Consider the following 20,341-nt stretch of genomic DNA (forward strand, 5'->3'; position numbering starts at 1 on the left):
ACCATAACTGCTGCATACCGGGTCCCAGAGTGCCGCCACCGCTGCTGGGTTACAATCCTTGCGAGTCCAGCCGGCATGGCCGGTTCCGTCACCGGGGATTTTTGCATGCGCATCCTGTTCGCCAGCAGCGAGGCCTATGGCCTGACCAAGACCGGCGGCCTCGCCGACGTCAGTGCCAGCCTGCCGGTCGCCCTGCGCCGGCGGCGGCAGGACGTGCGCCTCGTCCTCCCCGGGTATCCCGAGGCCTGTCAGAAGCTGGTGAATCCGACCCCGCGGCCCGGGCCGGACGACGCCCCCTGGCAAATCCTGGAAGGCTACCTGCCCGGCAGCCGCTTGCCGGTGTACCTGATCGACTGGCCGGAATACTTCCAGCGTGCGGGCAACCCCTACAGCGCCAGCAACGGCATGGACTGGCCGGACAACGCCCAGCGCTTTGCCGGGTTCGCACACGCCATCGTGGCCCTGGCACGCAACCAGGCCGGTCTCGACTGGACCCCGGAGCTGGTGCACCTGAACGACTGGCAGACCGGCCTGGTGCCACTGCTGCTGGATCCGGAACGCACCGGGGTCGAACGCCCGCGCACCCTGTTCACGATCCATAACCTGGCCTATCAGGGCCTGTTCCCTGCGACCACACTGCAGGAACTGCAACTGCCCGCTCAGCTATGGCACCCCGACGGCCTCGAGTTTCATCAGCAGCTGTCCTTCATGAAGGCGGCCCTGGTATTCGCCGATGCCATCACCACCGTGTCGCCGACCTACGCCCGGGAAATCCAGCAGGCCGAACACGGCATGGGCCTGGACGGCGTGCTGCGGTCGCGCAGCGCGGACCTGCACGGCATCCTCAACGGTGTCGACTATCGCGACTGGGACCCGGCGCGCGACCGGCATATCGCGGCGCGCTACAGTGCCGATGATCTGACCGGCAAGGCCGCCAACAAGGCCGCGCTGCAGACCCGACTGGGCCTGGACCCGGCCCCGGACATCCCGCTCCTGGGACATGTCGGGCGCATGGTCGAACAAAAGGGCGTCGATCTACTGCACGCCGCCTGTACCCCCCTGCTGGAGGCCGGGCGCATCCAGCTCGCCCTGGTCGGTTCCGGACAGAAGGATCTGGAACACGCAACCGGCGCCCTGGCACGTGCCTATCCGGGCCGGGTCGGCGTGCACATCGGCTACGACGAACCACTGGCCCACCAGATCGAGGCCGGCGCCGACCTGTTCCTGATGCCGTCACGCTTCGAGCCCTGCGGCCTGAATCAGATGTACAGCCTGCGTTACGGCACCCCGCCCGTGGTGCACGCGACCGGGGGCCTGGCGGACACCGTCGTGGATGCCACGCCCGAGCACCTGGCCGCCGGCAGCGCCACCGGCTTCAGCTTCACCCCGGACAGCGTGGCCGCCCTCGGCAGCGCGCTGGAGCGCGCACTCGCGCTCTACACAGATCGTGCAGACGGCACCTGGGAGCAGCTACTGCGAACCGGCATGGCCCGCGATTTCGGCTGGAGCGCAAGCGCAGATGCCTACCTTGAGCTGTACCGCCAATGGGTGCCGTCCCGGCGTCAGCGTGCAAAGGCCTCATCTGCGTTATAATACCGCGCTTTTCGCGACTTCCCGATTCTCCCAACCGGCACGCCCAGGCCGCGGCACGCGTCGTCCTGCGCGCACAGGCCCGATATGACTCGAAGCGATCAACACGACCGATTCCTCCCGAAAGACAAGGAACTGCGCGCCCGCGTACGCCTGTTCGGGGAACTCCTGGGCAACGTGATCCACAAGCTGGAAGGCCAGCTCGTGTTCGACGCGGTGGAAAAGCTGCGTCGCGGCTTTGTCAGCCTGCGCAAGAACGAGGACCCGGAGCTGCGCCATCAGCTGATGGCGGATATCACGCACTTCGACGTATCCCTCACCGAACGCGTCATTCGCGCCTTCAGCATCTACTTCAGCCTGGTCAATATCGCCGAGGAAGATCTGTTCTACCGCTGGCGGCGCGCCCAGGTCTCCAGTGGCGAACCCCTGTGGACCGGCTCTTTCGACCAGACCCTGCGGGAACTGCATGACGAAGGCGTGACCGCCGCGGAGCTGGAGCATCTGCTGAGCGAGATGCACTACCAGCCGGTCTTCACCGCGCACCCGACCGAGGCCCGCCGCCGAACGACGATGGAGAACCAGCGCCGGCTCTTCGAGACTGCCGACCGCCTGAATCAGCCAGGACTGGGCGAGGAGGAGCGGCGCCTGATCACCGAGGAGCTGGAGACCCAGATCCAGATCCTCTGGCGCACCAACGAGGTGCGGGTAAGAAAGCCGCAGGTACAGGACGAGATCAAATACGGCCTGTTTTATTTCGAAGAAAGCCTGTTCGAGGCCATCCCGCAGTCCTACCGCTTCCTGGAGAAGGCCATACGCCGCATCTACGGCGTCAACCCCGATGGCAGCCTGCCGGTGCGGATACCGGCCTTCCTGCATTTCGGTTCCTGGATCGGTGGCGACCGCGACGGCAACCCGAACGTAACCCCGGAGGTCACCGAACTGGCCTGCCGCCTGGCGATGGAACAGGTACTGCGCGAGTACATCAAGCGCGTAAATCACCTGCGCAACGTGCTCACCCATTCGGCCTTCATGTGCCAGCCGTCACAGGCCTTCCTCGACAGTCTGGAGACCGACAGCACCATCGCCAATGCAGTCTTCCAGGGGGCATCCAATCGCTTCGAGAGCGAACCCTATCGGCGCAAGCTTTACATCATGCGCTACCGCCTGACCGAGACCCTGGACACCGTGGTCCGACGGGTGCGCGGTGAGGCCGCCGTGCTGCCCACCAACAGCGCCTACGCCGATGCCGAGACCTTCCTGCAGGATCTCAAGCTGATCCGCGACTCGCTGATCAGCCACGGCGACCGCAATATCGCCAGCGGCGCGCTGACCGACCTGATCCGCCTGGTCGAGACCTTCGGCTTCCACCTGCACCATCTGGACGTGCGTCAGGAATCCACCGTCCACAGTGACGCCATCACCGAACTGATGGGACAGCTGGCACCGGACACGGACTACGCCGCACTGGACGAGCCCGCCCGCCAGCAGGCGCTGAGCGACCTGGTCGCGGCAGACAGCCTGCCGGCACTGGACCGGGAAGCCCTGGGCGAAAGCACCCGCGAGACGCTGCGCGTGTTCGACGTCATCCGGGGCATGCGCCGCGAGGTCGGTCCGAACGGCATCGGCACCTACGTCATCTCCATGACCCATGCCGCCTCGCATGTTCTCGAGGTGTTGCTGCTGGGGCGCCTGGCGGGCCTGGCCGGAACGGATGAGGACGGCAAGCCCTTCTGCCATCTGCGCATCTCCCCGCTGTTCGAGACCATCGAGGACCTGCTGCATGTCGAGGACGTGTTGCAGGGCCTGCTGTCCAACCCCGTGTACGCGCGTCTGCTGGCCGCTTCCGGCAACGTCCAGGACGTAATGCTCGGCTACTCCGATTCCTGCAAGGACGGCGGCATCCTCGCCTCCTCCTGGAACCTCTACGAGGCGCAGAAGAAGATCGTCGGCATCACCGATCACTTCGGCGTACGCTGCCAGCTGTTCCACGGTCGCGGCGGCACCGTCGGCCGCGGCGGCGGCCCGACCCACGACTCCATCCTCGCCCAGCCGCCCGCCACCGTGCAGGGTCGGATCAAGTTCACCGAACAGGGCGAAGTCCTGTCGTACAAGTACTCCAACGTCGAAACCGCGGTGTACGAACTGGGCATGGGCGCCACCGGCGTGATGCTCGCCTCGCGCAGTCTGATCCGGCCACCGCGACAGGACCGCGACGACTACCGCGCAACCATGCAGGAACTCGCGCAAGGCGGCGAGAACGCCTACCGCGGTCTGATCGACCAGACCCAGGGCGTACTCGACTACTTCTACGAGATCACCCCGGTGCAGGAGATCGGTTTCCTGAACATCGGCTCGCGCCCCTCGCACCGCCGCAAGACCGACCGCTCCAAGAGCTCGATCCGCGCGATCCCCTGGGTATTCGGCTGGGCCCAGGCCCGTCACACCCTGCCCGCCTGGTACGGCATCGGTTCCACCCTGGAACAATGGCGGGGCGACGACCCCGAACGCCTGGCCCAGCTGCAGCAGATGTACCAGGAGTGGCCGTTCTTCCGTTCATTGCTGTCCAACTGCCAGATGGCCCTGACCAAGGCCGACATGCGCACCGCCGCGGAATACGCCCGCCTGTGCAGTGATCCGGAGCTTGCCGAACGCATCTACACGCTGGTGCGCGAGGAACACAGCCGCACCGTAAACGAAGTACTGCGGGTGGCCCAGCTCGACGCCCTGATGGACGAAACCCCCCTGCTGGCTCGCTCCCTGCAGCGGCGCAACCCGTACCTGGACCCGCTCAACAACATCCAGATCCACCTGCTGCGCGAGTCCCGCCAGTTCGATGCCCAAGCGGATGACGACGCCGACAACCCCTGGCTGTCGCCGCTGCTGCGCTCGATCAACGCCATTGCCGCGGGCATGCGCAACACCGGCTGACACGCACTGTTCCGCCGCGCCCCGCCACCTCGGGGCGCGGCGCGAATGTGCACATTGATCCGTGTTCGCCGGGGGCCTGTCGGGTTTGGGCGATCATCACGGGCGTGGGGCAGCAGATCCGTCCCGAACCCGACAAACTGCTAGAATCGCGCCATGCGCCTGCTGCTGCTCATCGTCGCCATCGTTGCCGTATTTCTCGCGGTGCGCACCCTGGTACGCTCCAGCGGCAACCGCCGGCAGGTCACCCGTGATGCCCGCCCCGAGCGCCTGAAAGAAGGCGGCGCGGTAATCCGCTGTGCCTACTGCGGCGTGCATGTACCGGAGGCCGAGGCCTACCGCGACCGGGACCGCATGTACTGCTCCCGCCAGCACGCCGAGGTGGATCGCAACCGCGCGCACGGCGAGACCCAGGACCGGGAAGACGCCGATGACTGAACAGGCGGGCAACCGCGGCGCGGTTGCGTGTGAGTCTCAACATGCCTCTGCGTTCCGCTGAGCCCATCGGTCATCCCTTCTCCCCGGTCCCTTACCCACCAGGGGCCGGAACAGGTTGAACATGCCGCTCAACACCGACACCCGGCGCTCCGCGTGGCTGTTCGCGCTCTACCGGGTGTTTGTCGCAGTGGTCCTGCTGGTCCTCGGCCTGTTCCCGGATACACCTCTGGGGCTGCAGGTGCCGGCACCACAGCTCTACGCAGTCCTCGCCACCGGGTATCTCGCCTTTGCCCTGGTCGCGGCCGCGTTCGCCTGGCGCTGTACCCGCAACCCCGAGACTACCAGTCTCAGCCGCTTCGCCCTGATCGGCGGCGCCGGGGACGGCATCGGCCTGATTGCGCTGATGGTGGTCTCCGGAGGGGTCGGGGCCGGGATCGGCCTGCTCCTGGTGCCCGCCCTGGTCGCGGCCGTCCTGCTCTCAAGCGCACGCTTCGCCCTGAGCCTGGCGGCCATCGCCAGTCTGGCACTTCTACTGGCCGAACTGTTCAGCATCCTGGTGCTGCACAGCGACGAAGGCGCGATCACCCAGGCCGGCCTGCTGGGTGCCGCCCTGTTCGTCGCCGGTCTGCTGGCGCGCCAGTTCACCCGCCACGCGGATGAAACCCAGGCAAAGGTGGAACGGCAGGGCGTGGACCTGGCCAACCTGGCCGAACTCAATGCCCAGATCATCTCGCGCATGAGCGCCGGGGTGATTGCGGTCGACCCGGAGGGCTACATCCGCTCCATCAACGAAGCCGCCCGGCGCCTGCTGCCCCCGCGCCCGGGCCGTCATCTGTCGACCCTGTCACCCGCGGTGGCGCGCGCCCTTGGCCACTGGAAGCGTAGCGGCATGCCTGCCACCAGCCAGCATCTGGCGGGTGATCGTAGCCAGCCGGCACTGCGCATCCGCATGACCCCCCTGGGCGACCAGAGCACGCTGCTGATCCTCGAAGATGCCGCCGAACTCCAGCGTCAGGCCCAGGCCAACAAGCTCCAGGCGCTGGGGCGTCTGACCGCCAGCATCGCCCACGAGATCCGCAACCCGCTGGGCGCCATCAGCCATAGCGCGCAACTGCTCGCGGAATCCCCGGATCTGCAACCCCACGATCAGCGCCTGCTCGCTATCATCAACAACCAGAGCAAACGGGTGAACGATCTGATCTCCAACGTCCTCAGCCTGTCGCGGCGCGAGGTCGGCCAGCGCGAACGCATGAATCTGCAGGAGACCCTGGACCGCTTTGCGGAGGAGTTCTGCGGCGCCCTGCAGCTGCCGCGGGACAGCCTGCACGTCCGCGTCGAGCCGGTGGACTCCACGATCCAGTTCGACCGCTCGCAACTCAATCAGATCCTGTGGAACCTGTGCACCAACGCCCGCATCCACGGCGGCCACGATGCGCCCGACAGCCCACCCATCGTGCTGCGCGGCGGGGCCGGCCAGGTTGCCCGTGTGGTGAGCCTGGATGTGATCGACGCCGGTCCGGGCATTTCCCCGGAACAGGAGAAGGACCTGTTCGAGCCGTTCGTCTCCACGCGCGCCGGCGGCACCGGACTGGGCCTGTACATCTCGCGCATGCTGTGCGAAAACAACGGGGCCTCACTGGAATACGTCCACACACCCATCGGGGGCTGTTTCCGCATCCTGTTCGCCCCCCTGGACACGGACGACCCGCCGCCGCAGGACGAGGAAGCAGGCGCATGAGTATCCGCCACGTGCTGGTTGTGGACGACGAACCCGACATCTGCGAACTGCTGGAGATCACCCTGGCCCGCATGGGGCTGGACGCGACGACCGCAAACGACCTGCAGGCAGCGCAGGACCTCCTCGCGCAACAGCCATTCGACCTCTGCCTGACCGACATGCGCCTGCCGGACGGTAACGGCCTCGACCTGGTCCGCCACATCCAGGCCGAATACCCCAACCTTCCGGTCGCCGTTATCACCGCCCACGGCAGCGTCGACACCGCCGTACAGGCCCTCAAGCTCGGGGCCTTCGACTTTGTCAGCAAACCGGTGGACCTGAAACAGCTCCGCGAATTGATCGATGCCGCACTGCGTCTGGGGCCCTCTGCCATCGGAGCCCAAAATCACCCGGAAGCCGCACCACCGGACGCCACCGACAGCAGTCCGCTGCTGGGCCGTTCCGAACCCATGCAGCACCTGCACGCCACCATCCACAAACTGGCGCGCAGCCAGGCCCCGGTCTTTATCTCCGGCGAATCCGGCTCCGGCAAGGAACTGGTCGCGCGCGAGATCCATCGCCTCGGGCCACGCGCCGAGCGACCGTTCGTGCCGGTCAACTGCGGCGCGATACCCGGCGAACTGATGGAGAGCGAGTTCTTCGGCCACCGCAAGGGCGCATTCACCGGGGCCACCCAGGACCACACCGGGCTGTTCCAGTCCGCGGCCGGCGGCACGCTGTTCCTCGACGAGGTCGCCGATCTGCCGCTGCCGATGCAGGTCAAGCTGCTGCGCGCCATCCAGGAACGGGCCATCAAACCGGTGGGCAGCACCCGCGAGATCCCGGTCGACGTGCGCATCCTCAGCGCCACCCATCACGACCTCGAGAAGGCCGTACGCGAGGGGCACTTTCGCCAGGATCTTTACTACCGACTCAACGTAATCGAACTGAAGGTGCCGCCGCTGCGCAACCGCCGCGACGACATCGAGCACCTCGCCACGCGCATCCTGAAACGCATCAGCGAACAGTGGCAGACCGGCCCGTTGGAACTCTCCGCCGACGCACTGGAAGTCCTGCAGCGCCACGATTTCCCCGGGAACGTCCGCGAACTGGAAAACATCCTCGAGCGCGCCGCCACCCTCAGCGACGGCCCGCTGATCCTCGCCGACAACATCGACCTGCCCACCACCGGCCTCGCCAGCGCCCCCGTCGCGCCCGTCCCCTCCGGCGAGCGTGACACCCCGGCAGGCAGACGCGATCACGCCCTGGACGACCAGCTCGCCGCACAGGAACGCCAGGCCATTGCCACCGCACTGCAACAAACCGGAGGCAACCGCACGGCAGCCGCGCGGCTGCTCGGCCTCAGCTTCCGCCAGCTACGCTACCGCCTGAAAAAACTCGGGATCGACTAGGAGCCTGTCGGATTTACGAGAACCTGCTTCGAGCGCTCCCTTCCATGACCCTCACTACGCGCCTTGTTCGCACGCAAAAGTGACTCGAGCGCGGACGTGCGATTCAATCAGCGTCTCCCTAAAGCAAATCGGCCCACTCGGTCAGAACGAACCAGATCACATAGCCACCGTAGAGAATCAGAAAGATGATGCTGAGGACCGTGATCGGCCGAAACCCCTTCACTCGTACCTCGTAGGAGATGTCCTCGCCGCGCGCACGCCGACGCCGCACCTCCAGCCAGCGCGACACCCGCCACCAGACAAACAGCAGGATCAGGACAACGGTCAGAAACTTCAGCATCGGGGTTCATTGCCTCGCACGGGCTTCAGGGAAACACTGAACGCGACCCTACCCGAGAATGCCCACCGCCGCATCGCCTTCCCCTGCCTCCCCGGTATCACCTGCCCCCATTGTCATCCCGACCACAGCGCAGCGAAGAGCCGGGATCTACGCGACCATGCACCACCCAATGCCCGAGAGACCCCGAATAACCGCCCCACGGCTTCCGGCATAACCACACAGAAGCTGATGCAAGGCATCCGGTGTTGTCCGAGCACCTGAAGGAGCCTGCTTGCAGGCGAAGCCCCTGCCAGACCCGACCCTGCCTACCCGTGCCGCTTGGTATGTCGCGTGGCCGGCGCATTCCAAGGGTCCTCCGGCCAGGGGTGCTTTGGATAGCGCCCCTTCAGCTCGCGGCGCACCTCCGGATAGCCGTTCTCCCAGAAGCTGGCGAGATCCTGGGTCACCTGCACCGGGCGCCGCGCCGGCGACAGCAGGTGCAGCACCAGCGCCACGCGGCCGCCCCCCACTCGGGGCGTCTCGCCCAGGCCGAACAACTCCTCCGGTGTTGTCCGAGCACCTGAAGGAGCCTGCTTGCAGGCGAAGCCCCTGCCAGACCCGACCCTGCCTACCCGTGCCGCTTGGTATGTCGCGTGGCCGGCGCATTCCAAGGGTCCTCCGGCCAGGGGTGCTTTGGATAGCGCCCCTTCAGCTCGCGGCGCACCTCCGGATAGCCGTTCTCCCAGAAGCTGGCGAGATCCTGGGTCACCTGCACCGGGCGCCGCGCCGGCGACAGCAGGTGCAGCACCAGCGCCACGCGGCCGCCCCCCACTCGGGGCGTCTCGCCCAGGCCGAACAACTCCTGCAGCTTCGCCGCCAGCACCGGCGGGTCCTGCGTGTAATCGATGCGGTGGGCCGAGCCGGAGGGGACCTCGATGCGCGCTGGTGCCTCCCGGTCCAGTTGCTGCTGGTGGTCCCAGTCCAGCCGCGCGCGCAGGACCGCCGCCAGATCCAGCCGCTCCAGGTCCCGGCGCCGCGTGATCCCGGCCAGATACGGCCCCAGCCAGTCCTCGAGGGTCATCAGCAGCGCGGCGTCGCGCAGATCCGGAAAGCCCGCCGCGGGCAGGGTCTCGTGCAGCAGCTGAATGCGCGCGCGCAGTTGGGTCGCCGCGTCATCCCACGGCAACAACGCAAGGCCCTCGCGGCGCAGCCGCTCGCACCAGCGCGGGATAGTGGCCGCGGGGTCGTCCAGCGCGACCATCTGCCGTTCCACCACCAGCGTGCCGATCCGCCGGATCCGCGCGTTCTCCAGCCGTGCACCGTCCTCCACCCAGTCGCAGCGCGTCTCGCGGTGAAAGAGCTCCGGGGCCTCCTGCTCCAGTGCGGCCAGATCCAGCGCCACCGCACAGCGGATGCGGGCCTCGCGGTCGGCGTCCGTGCAGTCCACCGCGACCAGGTACTCGGCATGCGCCAGACGCTCGCGCTCCGGCAGCCACGCGCCACGACCATTCCCCATCACGAAGCGCCCGGCCGCCTCGCCACGGCGGCGTGCGATGCGCTCCGGCCATGCCAGCGCCGCCAGCACGCCCAGCGCCGTGCTTTCGTCCAGCACCGCATCCGTGCCAGCGGGGCGATCCCCGACGCGTGCCAGCGCCTGCTCCAGACGGTGCAACCCGGATTGCCAGGCCCGCCCACCCGAGCGCCGCGCGCGCTCCAGCCGCGCGCCCAGCTCCAGCGGGGCCTCCGGCCCGGCCACGCCCGGTTCTTCCACCGCCACCGCCAGTTCGCAGGCCAGGCGCGCAAGCCCCCGCTCCCGACCCCGCAACAGCATATGCGCCAGACGCGGGTGGGTCGGCAGGCGCAGCAGGGCTCGGCCGTGCCCGGTCATCCGACCGGCGGCATCCACCGCGCCCAGCTCCGCGAGTACCGCCTGCGCGGAGGCCAGCCCCTGCGCGGGCGGCGGCTCCAGCCAGTCCAGCTCGGCCACCGCCTCGCCCCAACCGGCCAGTTCCAGGGCCAGCGGCAAAAGGTCCACCTGCTGCATCCCCGGCGTCGCGTAGTCCGGGCGCGCGACCTCGTCCGCCCGCGACCACAGGCGGATCGCCACGCCGGGCTCGGTGCGACCGGCGCGCCCGGCCCGCTGCTCGGCGGCGGCCTTCGAGGCCGGCAGCGTCACCAGGCGCGAGAGCCCGGTCGCGGCATCGAACCGCGGCTCGCGGGAGAGCCCCGCGTCGATCACCACGCGCACCCCCTCGATGGTCAGGCTGGTCTCGGCGATGTCGGTGGCCAGAACCACCTTGCGCTCACCCGCCGGCGCCGGGCGTACGGCCCGGGCCTGCTCCTGTGCCGACAGCCGCCCGAACAGCGGCGCGATATGCGCGGGGCCGAAAGGCGTGTCCACCCCCTCGCCCAGGCGCGCGGCCACCTCGCGGATCTCGCGTTCGCCGGGCAGGAAGACCAGAACCGACCCCGTCTCCGTCGCCAGCGCGTCGCGCACCGCCTGCGCCACACCGTCGGCCAGCGGTACATCCTTCGCCGTTGGGGCATAACGCACCTCGACCGGAAACTGCCGCCCGCGCGCCCGCAACACCGGCACGGCATCCGCCCCCGAGCCGGCCAGCAGCCGGGCCACGGCCTCGTCGTCGAGGGTCGCCGACATCACCACGATGCGCAGCTCCGGGCGTAGCAGCCGACGCACCTGCAACGCAAAGGCCAGCGCCAGTTCGGCCTCGGGCCGGCGCAGATGGAATTCGTCGAACACCACAGTCCCGACCCCTTCCAGCAGCGGGTCGCCCTGGATGCGCCGCAGGAACAGGCCATCGGTGACCAGCTCCACCCGGGTGCCGTCCGAGACCTTCTGCTCGTCGCGCACGCGGTAGCCAATAGTCTGCCCGGCCACTTCGCCGAGCTGTCCCGCCATGTAGGTCGCCGCCATGCGCGCGGCCAGTCGGCGTGGCTGCAGCACGATCACACGCTCCTCGGGGCTGGACGCGGCCAGATGCAGCGGGACGCGCGTGGTCTTGCCGGCACCTGGCTCGGCCACCAGCACGGCCGCACCGCGCGTCTGCAACGCGGCATCCAGCGGGATCAGGAGATCTTCCAGCGCCCGGGCCTGCGGCGCCTCGCGCAGATTTCTACTCATCGACTGCGGTCAGTTCGCGACCACGCGCGTACCGGCCTGCACCCGGTCCCCCGGGCGGGTGACCACACGCTCGCCCGCCTCCAGGCCCTCGAGGATCTGCGTGGCAAAGCCCGAGCGACGTCCCACCTCGACCCGGCGCGGCTCGGCACGGCCGTCCTCGACCACGAACACCGACCACTCGCCGCGATCCCGGAACAGCGCACTGGTCGGGACCTGCAGCACATCGTCCCCCTCCCACAGCAGGAACTCGGCCTCCACGCGGTAGCCCACGGCCAGTCCGGCCATGCGTGCCTCCACCGCGTCGAGATCGACAATCACCGGCACGCGCTGTTCATCCACACCCAGCGCAGACACCCTGGTAAAGCCGAACGGCTGCACCCGGCGCACGCTGCCCTCCAGTTCGGCATCGCGGCCCCAGTCGGTCAGGCGCACCCGCATGCCCGGCACCACGCGCACCGCATCCATCGACAACAGGTCCACCTGCACCTCAAGGTCGTCCAGATCGCCCACGACCAGCACCGGCTCGCCAGCCCCGATCGTCCCCTCGCAGCAGCGATGGCGCTCCAGCACCACCCCCGCGGCCGGCGAACGCACGGACAGGGTCTCGGCCTCGGACTCCGGCATCTGCCCGCTGGCGATCTCCAGCACAATCCTGGCCGCCTCGATCTCGCTGCGCGCGACCTCCACCGCCGACTCGCCGGCGCGCACCGCCGAGCGCGCCCGATCACGCGCGGTCTCCATACGCTCCACCTCGGTGGCCGAGACCGCCCCGCGTTCGAACAACTCCTGATGCCGGCGATACTCGGACTCGGCGAAGCGGGTCTCGGCCCGCAGGTTCTCGAGGTTCGCCTCGGCGCTCTGCAGGCGCGAACGCGCGGCCGCCAGGTTCTCGCGCGCCTGCTCGCGCGAGCGCACATCCAGCGCCGGGGCCGGCAGGGGCTCCATGCGGAACAGCGTGTCGCCGAGTTCAACCCCATCGCCTTCTTCCAGTCGGACACGATGCAGGAAGCCGGCGATCGGCGCCGACACGGTGAAGCTGTCGCGCAGCCGCGTGCGGCCTTCCTCGCGCACGGTCTCCTCGAACGGGCCGGCCTCGACCGGGGTCAGCGATACCGGTACCGGCTGCGGGCGCAGTGCCCACACCAGTACGGCCACCCCCGCCAGCACGACAAGCCCAACCGTGATTCGCTTTTTCATCGCCATAGCGTCAGTCTCGCAAATCCCGCCATCCGGCGCTCCCCCTCATCGCCCGGCACGCCGGGGCTCATATCTGCAAGTTGCAACCTTGGTTATCACCCGAACGGCGCCTGGCAGCCAGCCGCTGTGAGGCTGGTCCTGGCTCGGCCTCGGGTGTTTACGGTGCCTTCGGTCCGCATACTGCCTGGCGCTGACTCGCCAGCGCGCCCCGAGGCACTTTCTTGCTTGCCCAAGAAAGTGCCCAAAGAAGGGCACCCGGATTCCGCCCGGGAACCTTGCTCCAGGGCTCTCGGGCCGGCGGCGCTGAACTCGCTACGCTGCGCTTCGCTCAAACATCCAGCGCCTTCTCCCGGCCCGAGAACCCTTCCGCAAGGGGCTCCATACGGGGGAGGAAGGTCAAAACAGAAGGCATCCCAACGCCACGACACAACAACGGCCCTGCCGCCCGAAAGCCCCCGGCGCCCGCCCGCGGGCGCGGCACGCTATGGCCACAGGCCGAGCGTGCCCAAGATGTTGGAAAACCCAGCCGCCAACCAATAGCACGAAGGTCGGGACCGCCGTTGTATTGACCTGCCTCCCCGTTGTCGTCGCGCCGAGTGGAGAGGGTTTTCGCGGGATCAGAGGCGCTGGATGTCTGAGCGGAGCCGAAGGCGTAGCGAGTTCAGCGCCGCCCGCGAAAAGCCTCGGAGCGAGGGAAACCCCGGCCCGCGCAGCGGGCCGGGGTCGCGGCAGTCGGGCGTGTTTCTTGGGTACTTCTTTGCACGAGCAAAGAAGCCCGTTTTTGATCAACAACGGGCGCGGCGCGCTGGCGAGTCAGCGCCGGGCAGGTCGCGGACCGAAGGCACGTAAACACCGGAGGACGAACCAAGGCCAGCCACAAAGAGGCGCGCAATACCCACAGCTACTCCGCCGCCTTCAGGGCCTGTACGCGGTCGAGCTGCTGCAGGCGCCGCCAGGCAAGGAAGCCGGTCAGACTGGCCGCGACCAGGATGCCGAGCGCAGCGAACCCGTAGGCCTGCGGCGTAATCACCAGCGGCACCCGGAACAGGTCCATCGCAAAGGCCTGGTTCAGCAGCCATGCGAAGCCCGTGCCGGTCAGCCAGGCGACCGGGATCGCCGCGAGGGTGAGCACCGCGATCTCGCCGAGCAGGATCCAGCTGACCTGGCCGCGCGAGTAGCCCAGCACCTCCAATGTCGCCAGGTCGCGGGCGCGCTCCGCATAGGTGATGCGCGCGTTGTTGTAGGTCACGGCAAAGGCAATGGACACGGCCAACGCGACGAACACCATCGCGAACACGATCACGGTCTCACGGATGTAATCGCGGATATGGCGCTCGGCCTCCGCGATCAGGCCGACGCTGGCGACCCGCGGGCGGTCGGACAGGCTGCGGAACAGCGCATCTTCCTCTGCGCGGTCGGTCAACAGCCAGGCGCCGGAGACGGCCGGGCCCTCCCCGATCAGGCGGTTCAGCGCCGGTCGGTACATATAGGCACCGACCCCGATGGGTTCTTCCACCACGCCGGCCAGCGGCACCGTGACCGTGCGGCGGCGTCCCTCCAGGATCTCTACCTCCACCGGGTCGCCCACACGCAGCCCGAGCTGCTCGGCCAGGTAGTCGGTCAGCAGGATGCCTTCGTCCGGCAATCGGCCGCGTCCGCCGCCCATCGGCAACTGCCGCAGGCGCGGTTCGGCATCCAGCCCCAGCAGGCGCACGCGTTCCTCCCGGTTCACGCCGACCAGCCGCACCGGCACCGCGCGGAAGGTCTCCACCGCCAGCACGCCCGGCTCGTGGCGCAGCTCGCCGGCGGCGCGCGCGGGTACCGGGTCGGTGAACTGCAGGTCGATGTCCATCTGCAGCACCTGCCCGTACTGGGTGTCCAGCATCTGGCTGACCGCGTTCAGCTGATAGGCGCCCATCAGCAGCAGCCCGCCGGACAGGCCGATGCCGATCACCGACAGTACGGACTTGAGGCGGTGGCGGGTGAGGTTGCGCAGGATGATCCGGGTCGGCTGATCGAACGCGGCCCAGGCCGACGAGCGCTCCAGCCAGCCACGGTGAAAGCGCTCCGGGGCCGGCGGGCGCATGGCCTCGGCCGGTTGCATGCGCACCGCCTGCCAGACCGCGCGGAAGGTGCCGAGCATGGCCGCGCCCATGGCCACCCCCACCGCCAGCACCATCACCCAGCCCTGCAGGCGAAAGCTCATCTCCGGGAAGCGGAAGTATTCGGCGTAGATGCCGGCCAGGCCCTGCGCGGCCCAGGCCCCGAACGCGAGCCCCAGTGCACAGCCCACCAGCACGATGCCGCCGGTCAGCAGGGCGTAGTGCCCGGCGATCGCGCCGTTGCCGTAGCCGAAGGCCTTGAGCACGGCGATCGGCTCGCGCTGGGAACGGATAATGCGACCGACGACGACGTTCAGCAGAAAGGCCGCGACGGCCAGGAAGATGGTCGGGAGGATCGCCGCCTGCGCCCGCAGCTGGGTCAGCTCCTCGGACAGAAAGCGATGCGAGAACTGGTCATCGCGGCCATAGGCCCCCATGCCGCCGTAGCGCGCCAGTTCCCGGTCCATTGCCTCGATCACGGGGGCCGGGTCCGCACCCGCCTCCAGGCTCACGGCCACCGAGTTGAATGCCCCCTCCATCCCGTAGGCGGCAGCCAGCGCGCGGCGGTTCATCCACAGGATGCCGTAGCGCTCGTAGTCCGGCAGCAGATCGGTAGGGCTGATCTGATAGACAAACTCCGGCGACAGCGCGATGCCGCTGATCTGCAGATCGGTCAGGCGCCCGTCGATGATCGCGCGCAGGGAATCGCCGGCCCGCAGCTCGTGGGCCTCGGCAAAGGCCTCGCTGACGACCGCCTCGCGCTCGCGGCCGGCCTCCGGCAGCCGCCCCTCGCGCAGGTAGAGCCGGTTCAGCAGCGGCTCACCCCCGTCGGGTATGGAGAGCACGGTGCCACGGATCGGCTCGTCAAAATCGGCGACCTCCAGGCGCACCGGGGCCTGCACCCGGGTCTCGATCTGGTTGATCCCCGGCATCTCGCGGAAGCGCTCCACGGCGCTCTCCGGCGCGCGCTTGATCTCCGCGAACACGTCGGCGAACTGGTATTCCGAGTAGAAGCGGTCCTTGGTGATGGTCAGGGCATCAAGGCTCGTCACGGCGATCACCAGCGTCATCACGCCGCTGGCGATGACCAGCGCGATCGCGGCGGCTTGCCCTTTCAGGTGGCCGAGATCACGCAGGATCTTGCGGTTCAGCGCGCGCATGGTCGGCCGCGGGCGCTACCAGTGCAACTCGGCCGGGGACTGGCGCGCGGCGTTCTCGTGGATCTCGCTCACGCGTCCGTCGCTCAGGTGGATCACCCGATCCGCCATCTCGCCGATCACCGCGTTGTGGGTGATGATCGCCACCGTCGTGTCCAGACGCTCGTTGATGTGCTGCAGCACCTCCAGCACGCGGATGCCGGTCTTCGAATCCAGCGCACCGGTCGGCTCGTCGCACAGCAGCACCGCCGGCTGCTTGGCGATCGCGCGGGCGATGGCCACGCGCTGCTGCTCGCCGCCGGAGAGCTGCGAGGGGAAGTGGTCCATGCGGTCCTCCAGCCCGACCAGCGCCAGCGCCTCCTCCGGTGGCATCGGATCGTGCGAGATCTCGGTGACGATCGCCACGTTCTCGCGCGCGGTCAGGCTGGCGATCAGGTTGTAGAACTGGAACACGAAACCGACATGGTCGCGGCGAAAGGCCGTCAGCGTGCGCTCGGAGGCCTGCGCCAGATCCTGGTCGCGGTAGCGCACCTCGCCCTCGGTCGCGGTGTCCAGCCCGCCCATAATGTTCAAGAGCGTCGACTTGCCGGAGCCCGAAGCCCCCAGCATCACCACCAGCTCGCCGGTGTAGAGCTCCAGGTCCACCCCGCGCAGGGCGTGGATGGTCACCTCGCCCATGCGGTAGACCTTGGTCACCCCCGCCGCGCGAAAGATCACCTCCCGCGCGGCCGCACCGGCGTCCGGGGCTCGAGCCACGGCTGGGCTCATGCCATCGGAGTGAGCGGGCCGGCCAGCAGGACCGGACGCTCGCCGGACGGGGCCGCCCCGGTATCCGGCGTACCGGGCAGGATGCCGCCGTCCCCGTCCAGGCTCATGGACCACAGACTCAGCAGCAACAGCAGAATGATCAGGATCGGGATCAGGATGCGTGGTTTCATCGGACAGGCCCTCGCTCGCAGCAATACCTCAATGCTGCCACAAAGCCCCCGGCACGGCGCCGCCAGGAGCAGTGCCACACGCCCGACCGGGCCAGCGTCTGGGTTACGTCCGGAGATTGCCGCGTCGCCTTCGGCTCCTCGCAATGACGGATCGCAATGACCGGGGCACGAACGGCGTCGCTCGGGCCGCCGGCGCCACCCGTGGCGGTCGCGACCGGCGCTTCGTCCCGATGCAGCACTGATATACTTGGCCATATGCGCCTGTCCCCGGAACAGCAAACCGTCATCCGTCAGGAAGTGGCCCGTGCATTCGGCCCGGACGCCCGGGTCTGCCTTTTCGGGTCCCGCACGGACGACTCGGCGCGGGGAGGTGACATCGACCTGTACGTCGAGGCCGAGGGCACGCCAGACGAACTTCTGGAGAGCGAACTGAAGCTGCATGCCGCCCTGCAGCGGCGGCTTGGCGAACGCCGCGTGGACCTCGTCATCCATCGGCGCGGTACTCCCGCGCGGCCCATCGACACTCACGCCCGACGCACCGGACTCCCGCTGTGACCACCGATTCGCATGCACGCCTGGCCCGGCTGCTGAACCTGGTCGATCGCGAAGACGAACATCTTCTGGGGGTACGGGAACGGCTCCTCGCGGGTGATTGTTCGGTTTCCCCCGACCGTGTGCGAGGCATCCTTGCTGCCGACAGCGGCATCGACCGGCTCGAATCCTTCGGTGCCAAGTTCGGGCGGATGCAGGACACGATCATGGACAAGCTGGTCCCGGCCTTTCTCACCTGTGCGGGCGAGAAACCGGGACCAGCCATCGACAATCTGGCACGCCTGGAAAAGCTGGGGCTCATCGAACAGGCCGATGACTGGCTGCAGATGCGCCATCTGCGCAACCGGCTGGTCCACGAATACATCGAGAACCCCGATGACCTGGCCCCGGCCCTGCAACGCGCCTGTCATTTCACCGACCGAATGCACACCGATTACCAGCGCCTTCGGGGCTATGCCCGGGACCGCCTGGCGGTCGAGGTCCCCGGCAACACGGGAAACTGAAGCCCCCGCGGGTACGGGAGCGAGGGTCACGCGCCCCCGATTTGTTGTTTTGCGCCCAAATATTTACCCTGTGCGCACCGTCCGGTCTGCCGCAGACGCGCCGAGCATCCCGCAATCGCGCGCCGCAGAGCCGTTTTGGCACCCCGAATGGTGCCACGCCAACCGTTTTCAACAACGCAAGGAGTCAATATGTCCGCTTTGATCTGTGGGTCCATGGCCTACGACACCATCATGGTGTTCCCCGACCGCTTCAAGAACCACATCCTCCCGGACAAGGTGCACATGCTGAATGTGTCCTTCCTGGTCCCGGACATGCGGCGCGAGTTCGGCGGCTGCGCCGGCAACATCGCCTACAACATGAAGCTGCTGGGTGCGGACCCGACGATCATGGCCACCGTCGGCGGCGACTTCGCCCCCTATGCCGACTGGATGGACAAGCACGGCATCTCGCGCACGTTCGTCAAGGAGCTGCCGGACACCTACACCGGCCAGGCCTTCATCACCACCGACCAGGACGACAACCAGATCACCGCCTTCCACCCGGGCGCGATGGGCTTCTCGCACCAGCAGAAGGTCACCGACGCCGACGGCATCAAGGTCGGCATCGTCTCCCCGGACGGCCGTGACGGCATGATCGAGCACGCCCAGCAGTTTGCCGACGCCGGCATCCCGTTCATGTTCGACCCGGGCCAGGGTCTGCCGATGTTCGACGGCGACGACCTGAAGCGCTTCATGGAGAACGCCACCTACGCCGCGTTCAACGACTACGAGGCGCAGCTGACGGCCGATCGCACCGGCATGAGCCTGGAGCAGCTGGCGGAGATGGTCGACGCGATGATCGTCACCCGCGGTGGCGAGGGCTCCGACATCTACACCGGCGGCAAGAAGATCACCATCCCGTCGGTCGAGCCGGCCGCGATCAAGGACCCGACCGGCTGTGGCGACTCCTACCGCGCCGGCATCCTGTTCGGCCTGGAAAAGGGCTATGACTGGGAAACCACCGGCCGCATCGCCTCGCTGATCGGCTCAATCAAGATCGCCCACTCCGGCACCCAGAACCACCACTTCACGCCGGAAGCGTTCGCCGACCAGTTCGAAAAGGCCTTCGGCTACCGCTACTAAGCGACCTCACGCCGCCCCGGGCACCCCGCCCGGGAACGCAAAAGGCCCGGACCGAGGAAACTCGGGCCGGGCCTTTTTGTGGGTGGCAGGGGCTTCGCCGCCAAGGCGGCTCCTACAAGCAATGCCCCCAGGAAATCAGTCGCGCTGGTAGCTACCCACCAGCCGGTTCATGCCGATCACGTGGGGTTCGGCGTGTTCCAGGAACTGCCAGAGCGTGAGCCCCGCGGGGAGCTGCAGGTCGCGGTCCAGCGCCAGCAGCCAGAAGAAGTAGTGGTGCCTGCCGTGGCCCTCGGGCGGCATCGGCCCACCATAGCCGGTACGGCCGAAATCCGTCTGCCCGCTGCTCCCCAGGTCAGTGGCCTCCGCCAGCCCATCCAGATCGGGCGACAGGTTATACAACACCCAGTGGACAAAGCCGTAGGTACCCGGCTGCACCAGCGGCGCATCCGGGTCGTGGCAGATCACCGCCAGCGACCGGGTACCCGCAGGCACACCACGCCACTGCAATGCCGGCGAGGTGTCCTCGCCTTCTCCCGTATGCCGCTTCGGGATCGGCTGCCCTGGACCAAACGCGGAACTGGACAGCTGCATATCGGACAACGCAAAACCCATAACCCACCTCCTGACAATGCCTGGCAACACCGTAACCCGCTCGCCGAGATCCAGCCAAACCGGTTGCGGGTATCGCGGCGCAGGTGGATCATCGAACCATGTTCAATACCCTCAAACAATGGCTGCGCCGCGAGGAACCGCTGGCGCGCGACGCCCGCGCGATCGATCGGGGCCGTTCCGGGATCGAGACAGTCCTGGGGCTGCCGCATCGGCTGTCCGTACCCCTGCTGCGGCGCCACTTCGGTGATGCCGCCGTACCCTCCGACCCGGCCTTTCGCGAGACCGGCCAGAACGGCCACTGGACCCTGCCCGCACCGGCCGACACGTTCGAGGTCCGCATCCACGGCGATGCCGAGGGCCGGCTCACCCTGGGGACCATCCACGGGCGCGGACCCTACACCGGACTGGTGGTCTTCAGCGAATGGTCGCCGGACCACCCCGCCGCCGTCTGGCAACTGCGCGTGGAAGCACCCACCGGCACCTCCGCCCAGTCCCTGCACGATTACCTGCTGGCCCCGAAATAACGCACAACTTCGTTACCCCCCCACGAACCGCAGCAGGGTCCAGGGCGGTTGCAAAAGACGGCGCCGGCACTGGAAAAAGCACCAGGCGTCC

16 protein-coding genes and 1 pseudogene are annotated in these 20,341 nt (G+C 68.1%); 9 read left to right on the forward strand and 8 right to left on the reverse strand.

What is annotated here, in order from left to right; all coding sequences use genetic code 11:
- Nucleotides 1-105: 105 nt before the first annotated feature.
- The 5 genes from glgA (at nucleotide 106) to G332_RS0107605 (ending at nucleotide 8,082) form a co-directional block, all read left to right on the forward strand.
- Nucleotides 106-1,593, forward strand: coding sequence for a glycogen synthase GlgA (glgA, locus tag G332_RS0107585; protein WP_026340698.1), 1,488 nt, complete (start codon nucleotides 106-108; stop codon nucleotides 1,591-1,593).
- Nucleotides 1,594-1,677: 84 nt separating this feature from the next.
- The gene (gene ppc, locus G332_RS0107590) at nucleotides 1,678-4,518 is read left to right on the forward strand and encodes a phosphoenolpyruvate carboxylase (RefSeq protein WP_019626396.1); all 2,841 of its coding nucleotides are present in this window, start codon (nucleotides 1,678-1,680) and stop codon (nucleotides 4,516-4,518) included.
- A 153-nt stretch (nucleotides 4,519-4,671) separates the two neighbouring features.
- Nucleotides 4,672-4,953, forward strand: a complete 282-nt coding sequence (locus G332_RS0107595) for a PP0621 family protein (RefSeq protein ID WP_019626397.1) — start codon at nucleotides 4,672-4,674, stop codon at nucleotides 4,951-4,953.
- A gap of 121 nt (nucleotides 4,954-5,074) precedes the next feature.
- On the forward strand, nucleotides 5,075-6,691 hold the full coding sequence (locus G332_RS0107600; protein ID WP_019626398.1) for a PAS domain-containing sensor histidine kinase: 1,617 nt from the start codon (nucleotides 5,075-5,077) through the stop codon (nucleotides 6,689-6,691).
- Entirely contained in the window at nucleotides 6,688-8,082 is a 1,395-nt protein-coding gene (locus G332_RS0107605) for a sigma-54 dependent transcriptional regulator (protein ID WP_019626399.1), read from the forward strand. The genes G332_RS0107600 and G332_RS0107605 overlap by 4 nt, the downstream gene beginning before the upstream one ends.
- Before the next feature lie 118 nt (nucleotides 8,083-8,200).
- On the opposite strand, the gene G332_RS0107610 is transcribed toward G332_RS0107605, so the two are convergent.
- The 7 genes and pseudogenes from G332_RS0107610 to G332_RS13675 all read right to left on the reverse strand — a co-directional run bounded on the left by G332_RS0107610 (nucleotide 8,201) and on the right by G332_RS13675 (nucleotide 16,937).
- Nucleotides 8,201-8,422, reverse strand: coding sequence for a hypothetical protein (locus tag G332_RS0107610; RefSeq protein ID WP_019626400.1), 222 nt, complete (start codon nucleotides 8,420-8,422; stop codon nucleotides 8,201-8,203).
- A gap of 305 nt (nucleotides 8,423-8,727) precedes the next feature.
- A pseudogene (locus G332_RS0107615) lies at nucleotides 8,728-8,961 on the reverse strand (ATP-dependent helicase C-terminal domain-containing protein); the annotation flags it as partial.
- A gap of 68 nt (nucleotides 8,962-9,029) precedes the next feature.
- Nucleotides 9,030-11,543 carry an ATP-dependent helicase HrpB gene (gene hrpB / locus G332_RS0107620; RefSeq protein WP_019626402.1) on the reverse strand — a complete coding sequence of 838 codons (2,514 nt, stop codon included), beginning with the start codon at nucleotides 11,541-11,543 and terminating at the stop codon, nucleotides 9,030-9,032.
- 9 nt (nucleotides 11,544-11,552) lie between these two features.
- The gene (locus G332_RS0107625; protein ID WP_019626403.1) at nucleotides 11,553-12,746 is read right to left on the reverse strand and encodes an efflux RND transporter periplasmic adaptor subunit; all 1,194 of its coding nucleotides are present in this window, start codon (nucleotides 12,744-12,746) and stop codon (nucleotides 11,553-11,555) included.
- An 895-nt stretch (nucleotides 12,747-13,641) separates the two neighbouring features.
- Nucleotides 13,642-16,002, reverse strand: a complete 2,361-nt coding sequence (locus G332_RS0107630; protein WP_019626404.1) for an ABC transporter permease — start codon at nucleotides 16,000-16,002, stop codon at nucleotides 13,642-13,644.
- Nucleotides 16,003-16,017: 15 nt separating this feature from the next.
- Nucleotides 16,018-16,767, reverse strand: a complete 750-nt coding sequence (locus G332_RS0107635; RefSeq protein WP_051080541.1) for an ABC transporter ATP-binding protein — start codon at nucleotides 16,765-16,767, stop codon at nucleotides 16,018-16,020.
- A complete protein-coding gene (locus G332_RS13675; RefSeq protein WP_019626406.1) occupies nucleotides 16,764-16,937 on the reverse strand; it encodes a hypothetical protein in 174 nt (57 codons plus the stop codon). Before G332_RS13675 ends, G332_RS0107635 begins: the two co-directional genes overlap by 4 nt.
- Before the next feature lie 255 nt (nucleotides 16,938-17,192).
- Here G332_RS13675 and G332_RS0107650 point away from each other — a divergent pair, with 255 nt between their 5' ends.
- The 3 genes from G332_RS0107650 (at nucleotide 17,193) to G332_RS0107660 (ending at nucleotide 19,114) form a co-directional block, all read left to right on the forward strand.
- A complete protein-coding gene (locus G332_RS0107650; RefSeq protein WP_019626408.1) occupies nucleotides 17,193-17,492 on the forward strand; it encodes a nucleotidyltransferase domain-containing protein in 300 nt (99 codons plus the stop codon).
- Nucleotides 17,489-17,992 carry a hypothetical protein gene (locus G332_RS0107655; protein WP_019626409.1) on the forward strand — a complete coding sequence of 168 codons (504 nt, stop codon included), beginning with the start codon at nucleotides 17,489-17,491 and terminating at the stop codon, nucleotides 17,990-17,992. Before G332_RS0107650 ends, G332_RS0107655 begins: the two co-directional genes overlap by 4 nt.
- 189 nt (nucleotides 17,993-18,181) lie before the next feature.
- Nucleotides 18,182-19,114, forward strand: coding sequence for a carbohydrate kinase family protein (locus G332_RS0107660; protein WP_026340699.1), 933 nt, complete (start codon nucleotides 18,182-18,184; stop codon nucleotides 19,112-19,114).
- Nucleotides 19,115-19,249: 135 nt separating this feature from the next.
- On the opposite strand, the gene G332_RS0107665 is transcribed toward G332_RS0107660, so the two are convergent.
- Nucleotides 19,250-19,726, reverse strand: coding sequence for a YbhB/YbcL family Raf kinase inhibitor-like protein (locus G332_RS0107665; RefSeq protein WP_019626411.1), 477 nt, complete (start codon nucleotides 19,724-19,726; stop codon nucleotides 19,250-19,252).
- Nucleotides 19,727-19,824: 98 nt separating this feature from the next.
- On the opposite strand from G332_RS0107665, the gene G332_RS0107670 reads away from it, so the two are divergent.
- The gene (locus tag G332_RS0107670; protein ID WP_019626412.1) at nucleotides 19,825-20,250 is read left to right on the forward strand and encodes a hypothetical protein; all 426 of its coding nucleotides are present in this window, start codon (nucleotides 19,825-19,827) and stop codon (nucleotides 20,248-20,250) included.
- The last annotated feature ends 91 nt before the right edge of the window (nucleotides 20,251-20,341 follow it).

The sequence above is a fragment of the Thioalkalivibrio sp. ALJT genome (assembly GCF_000381825.1).
In the GTDB taxonomy this organism is placed as follows: Bacteria; Pseudomonadota; Gammaproteobacteria; order Ectothiorhodospirales; family Ectothiorhodospiraceae; genus Thioalkalivibrio.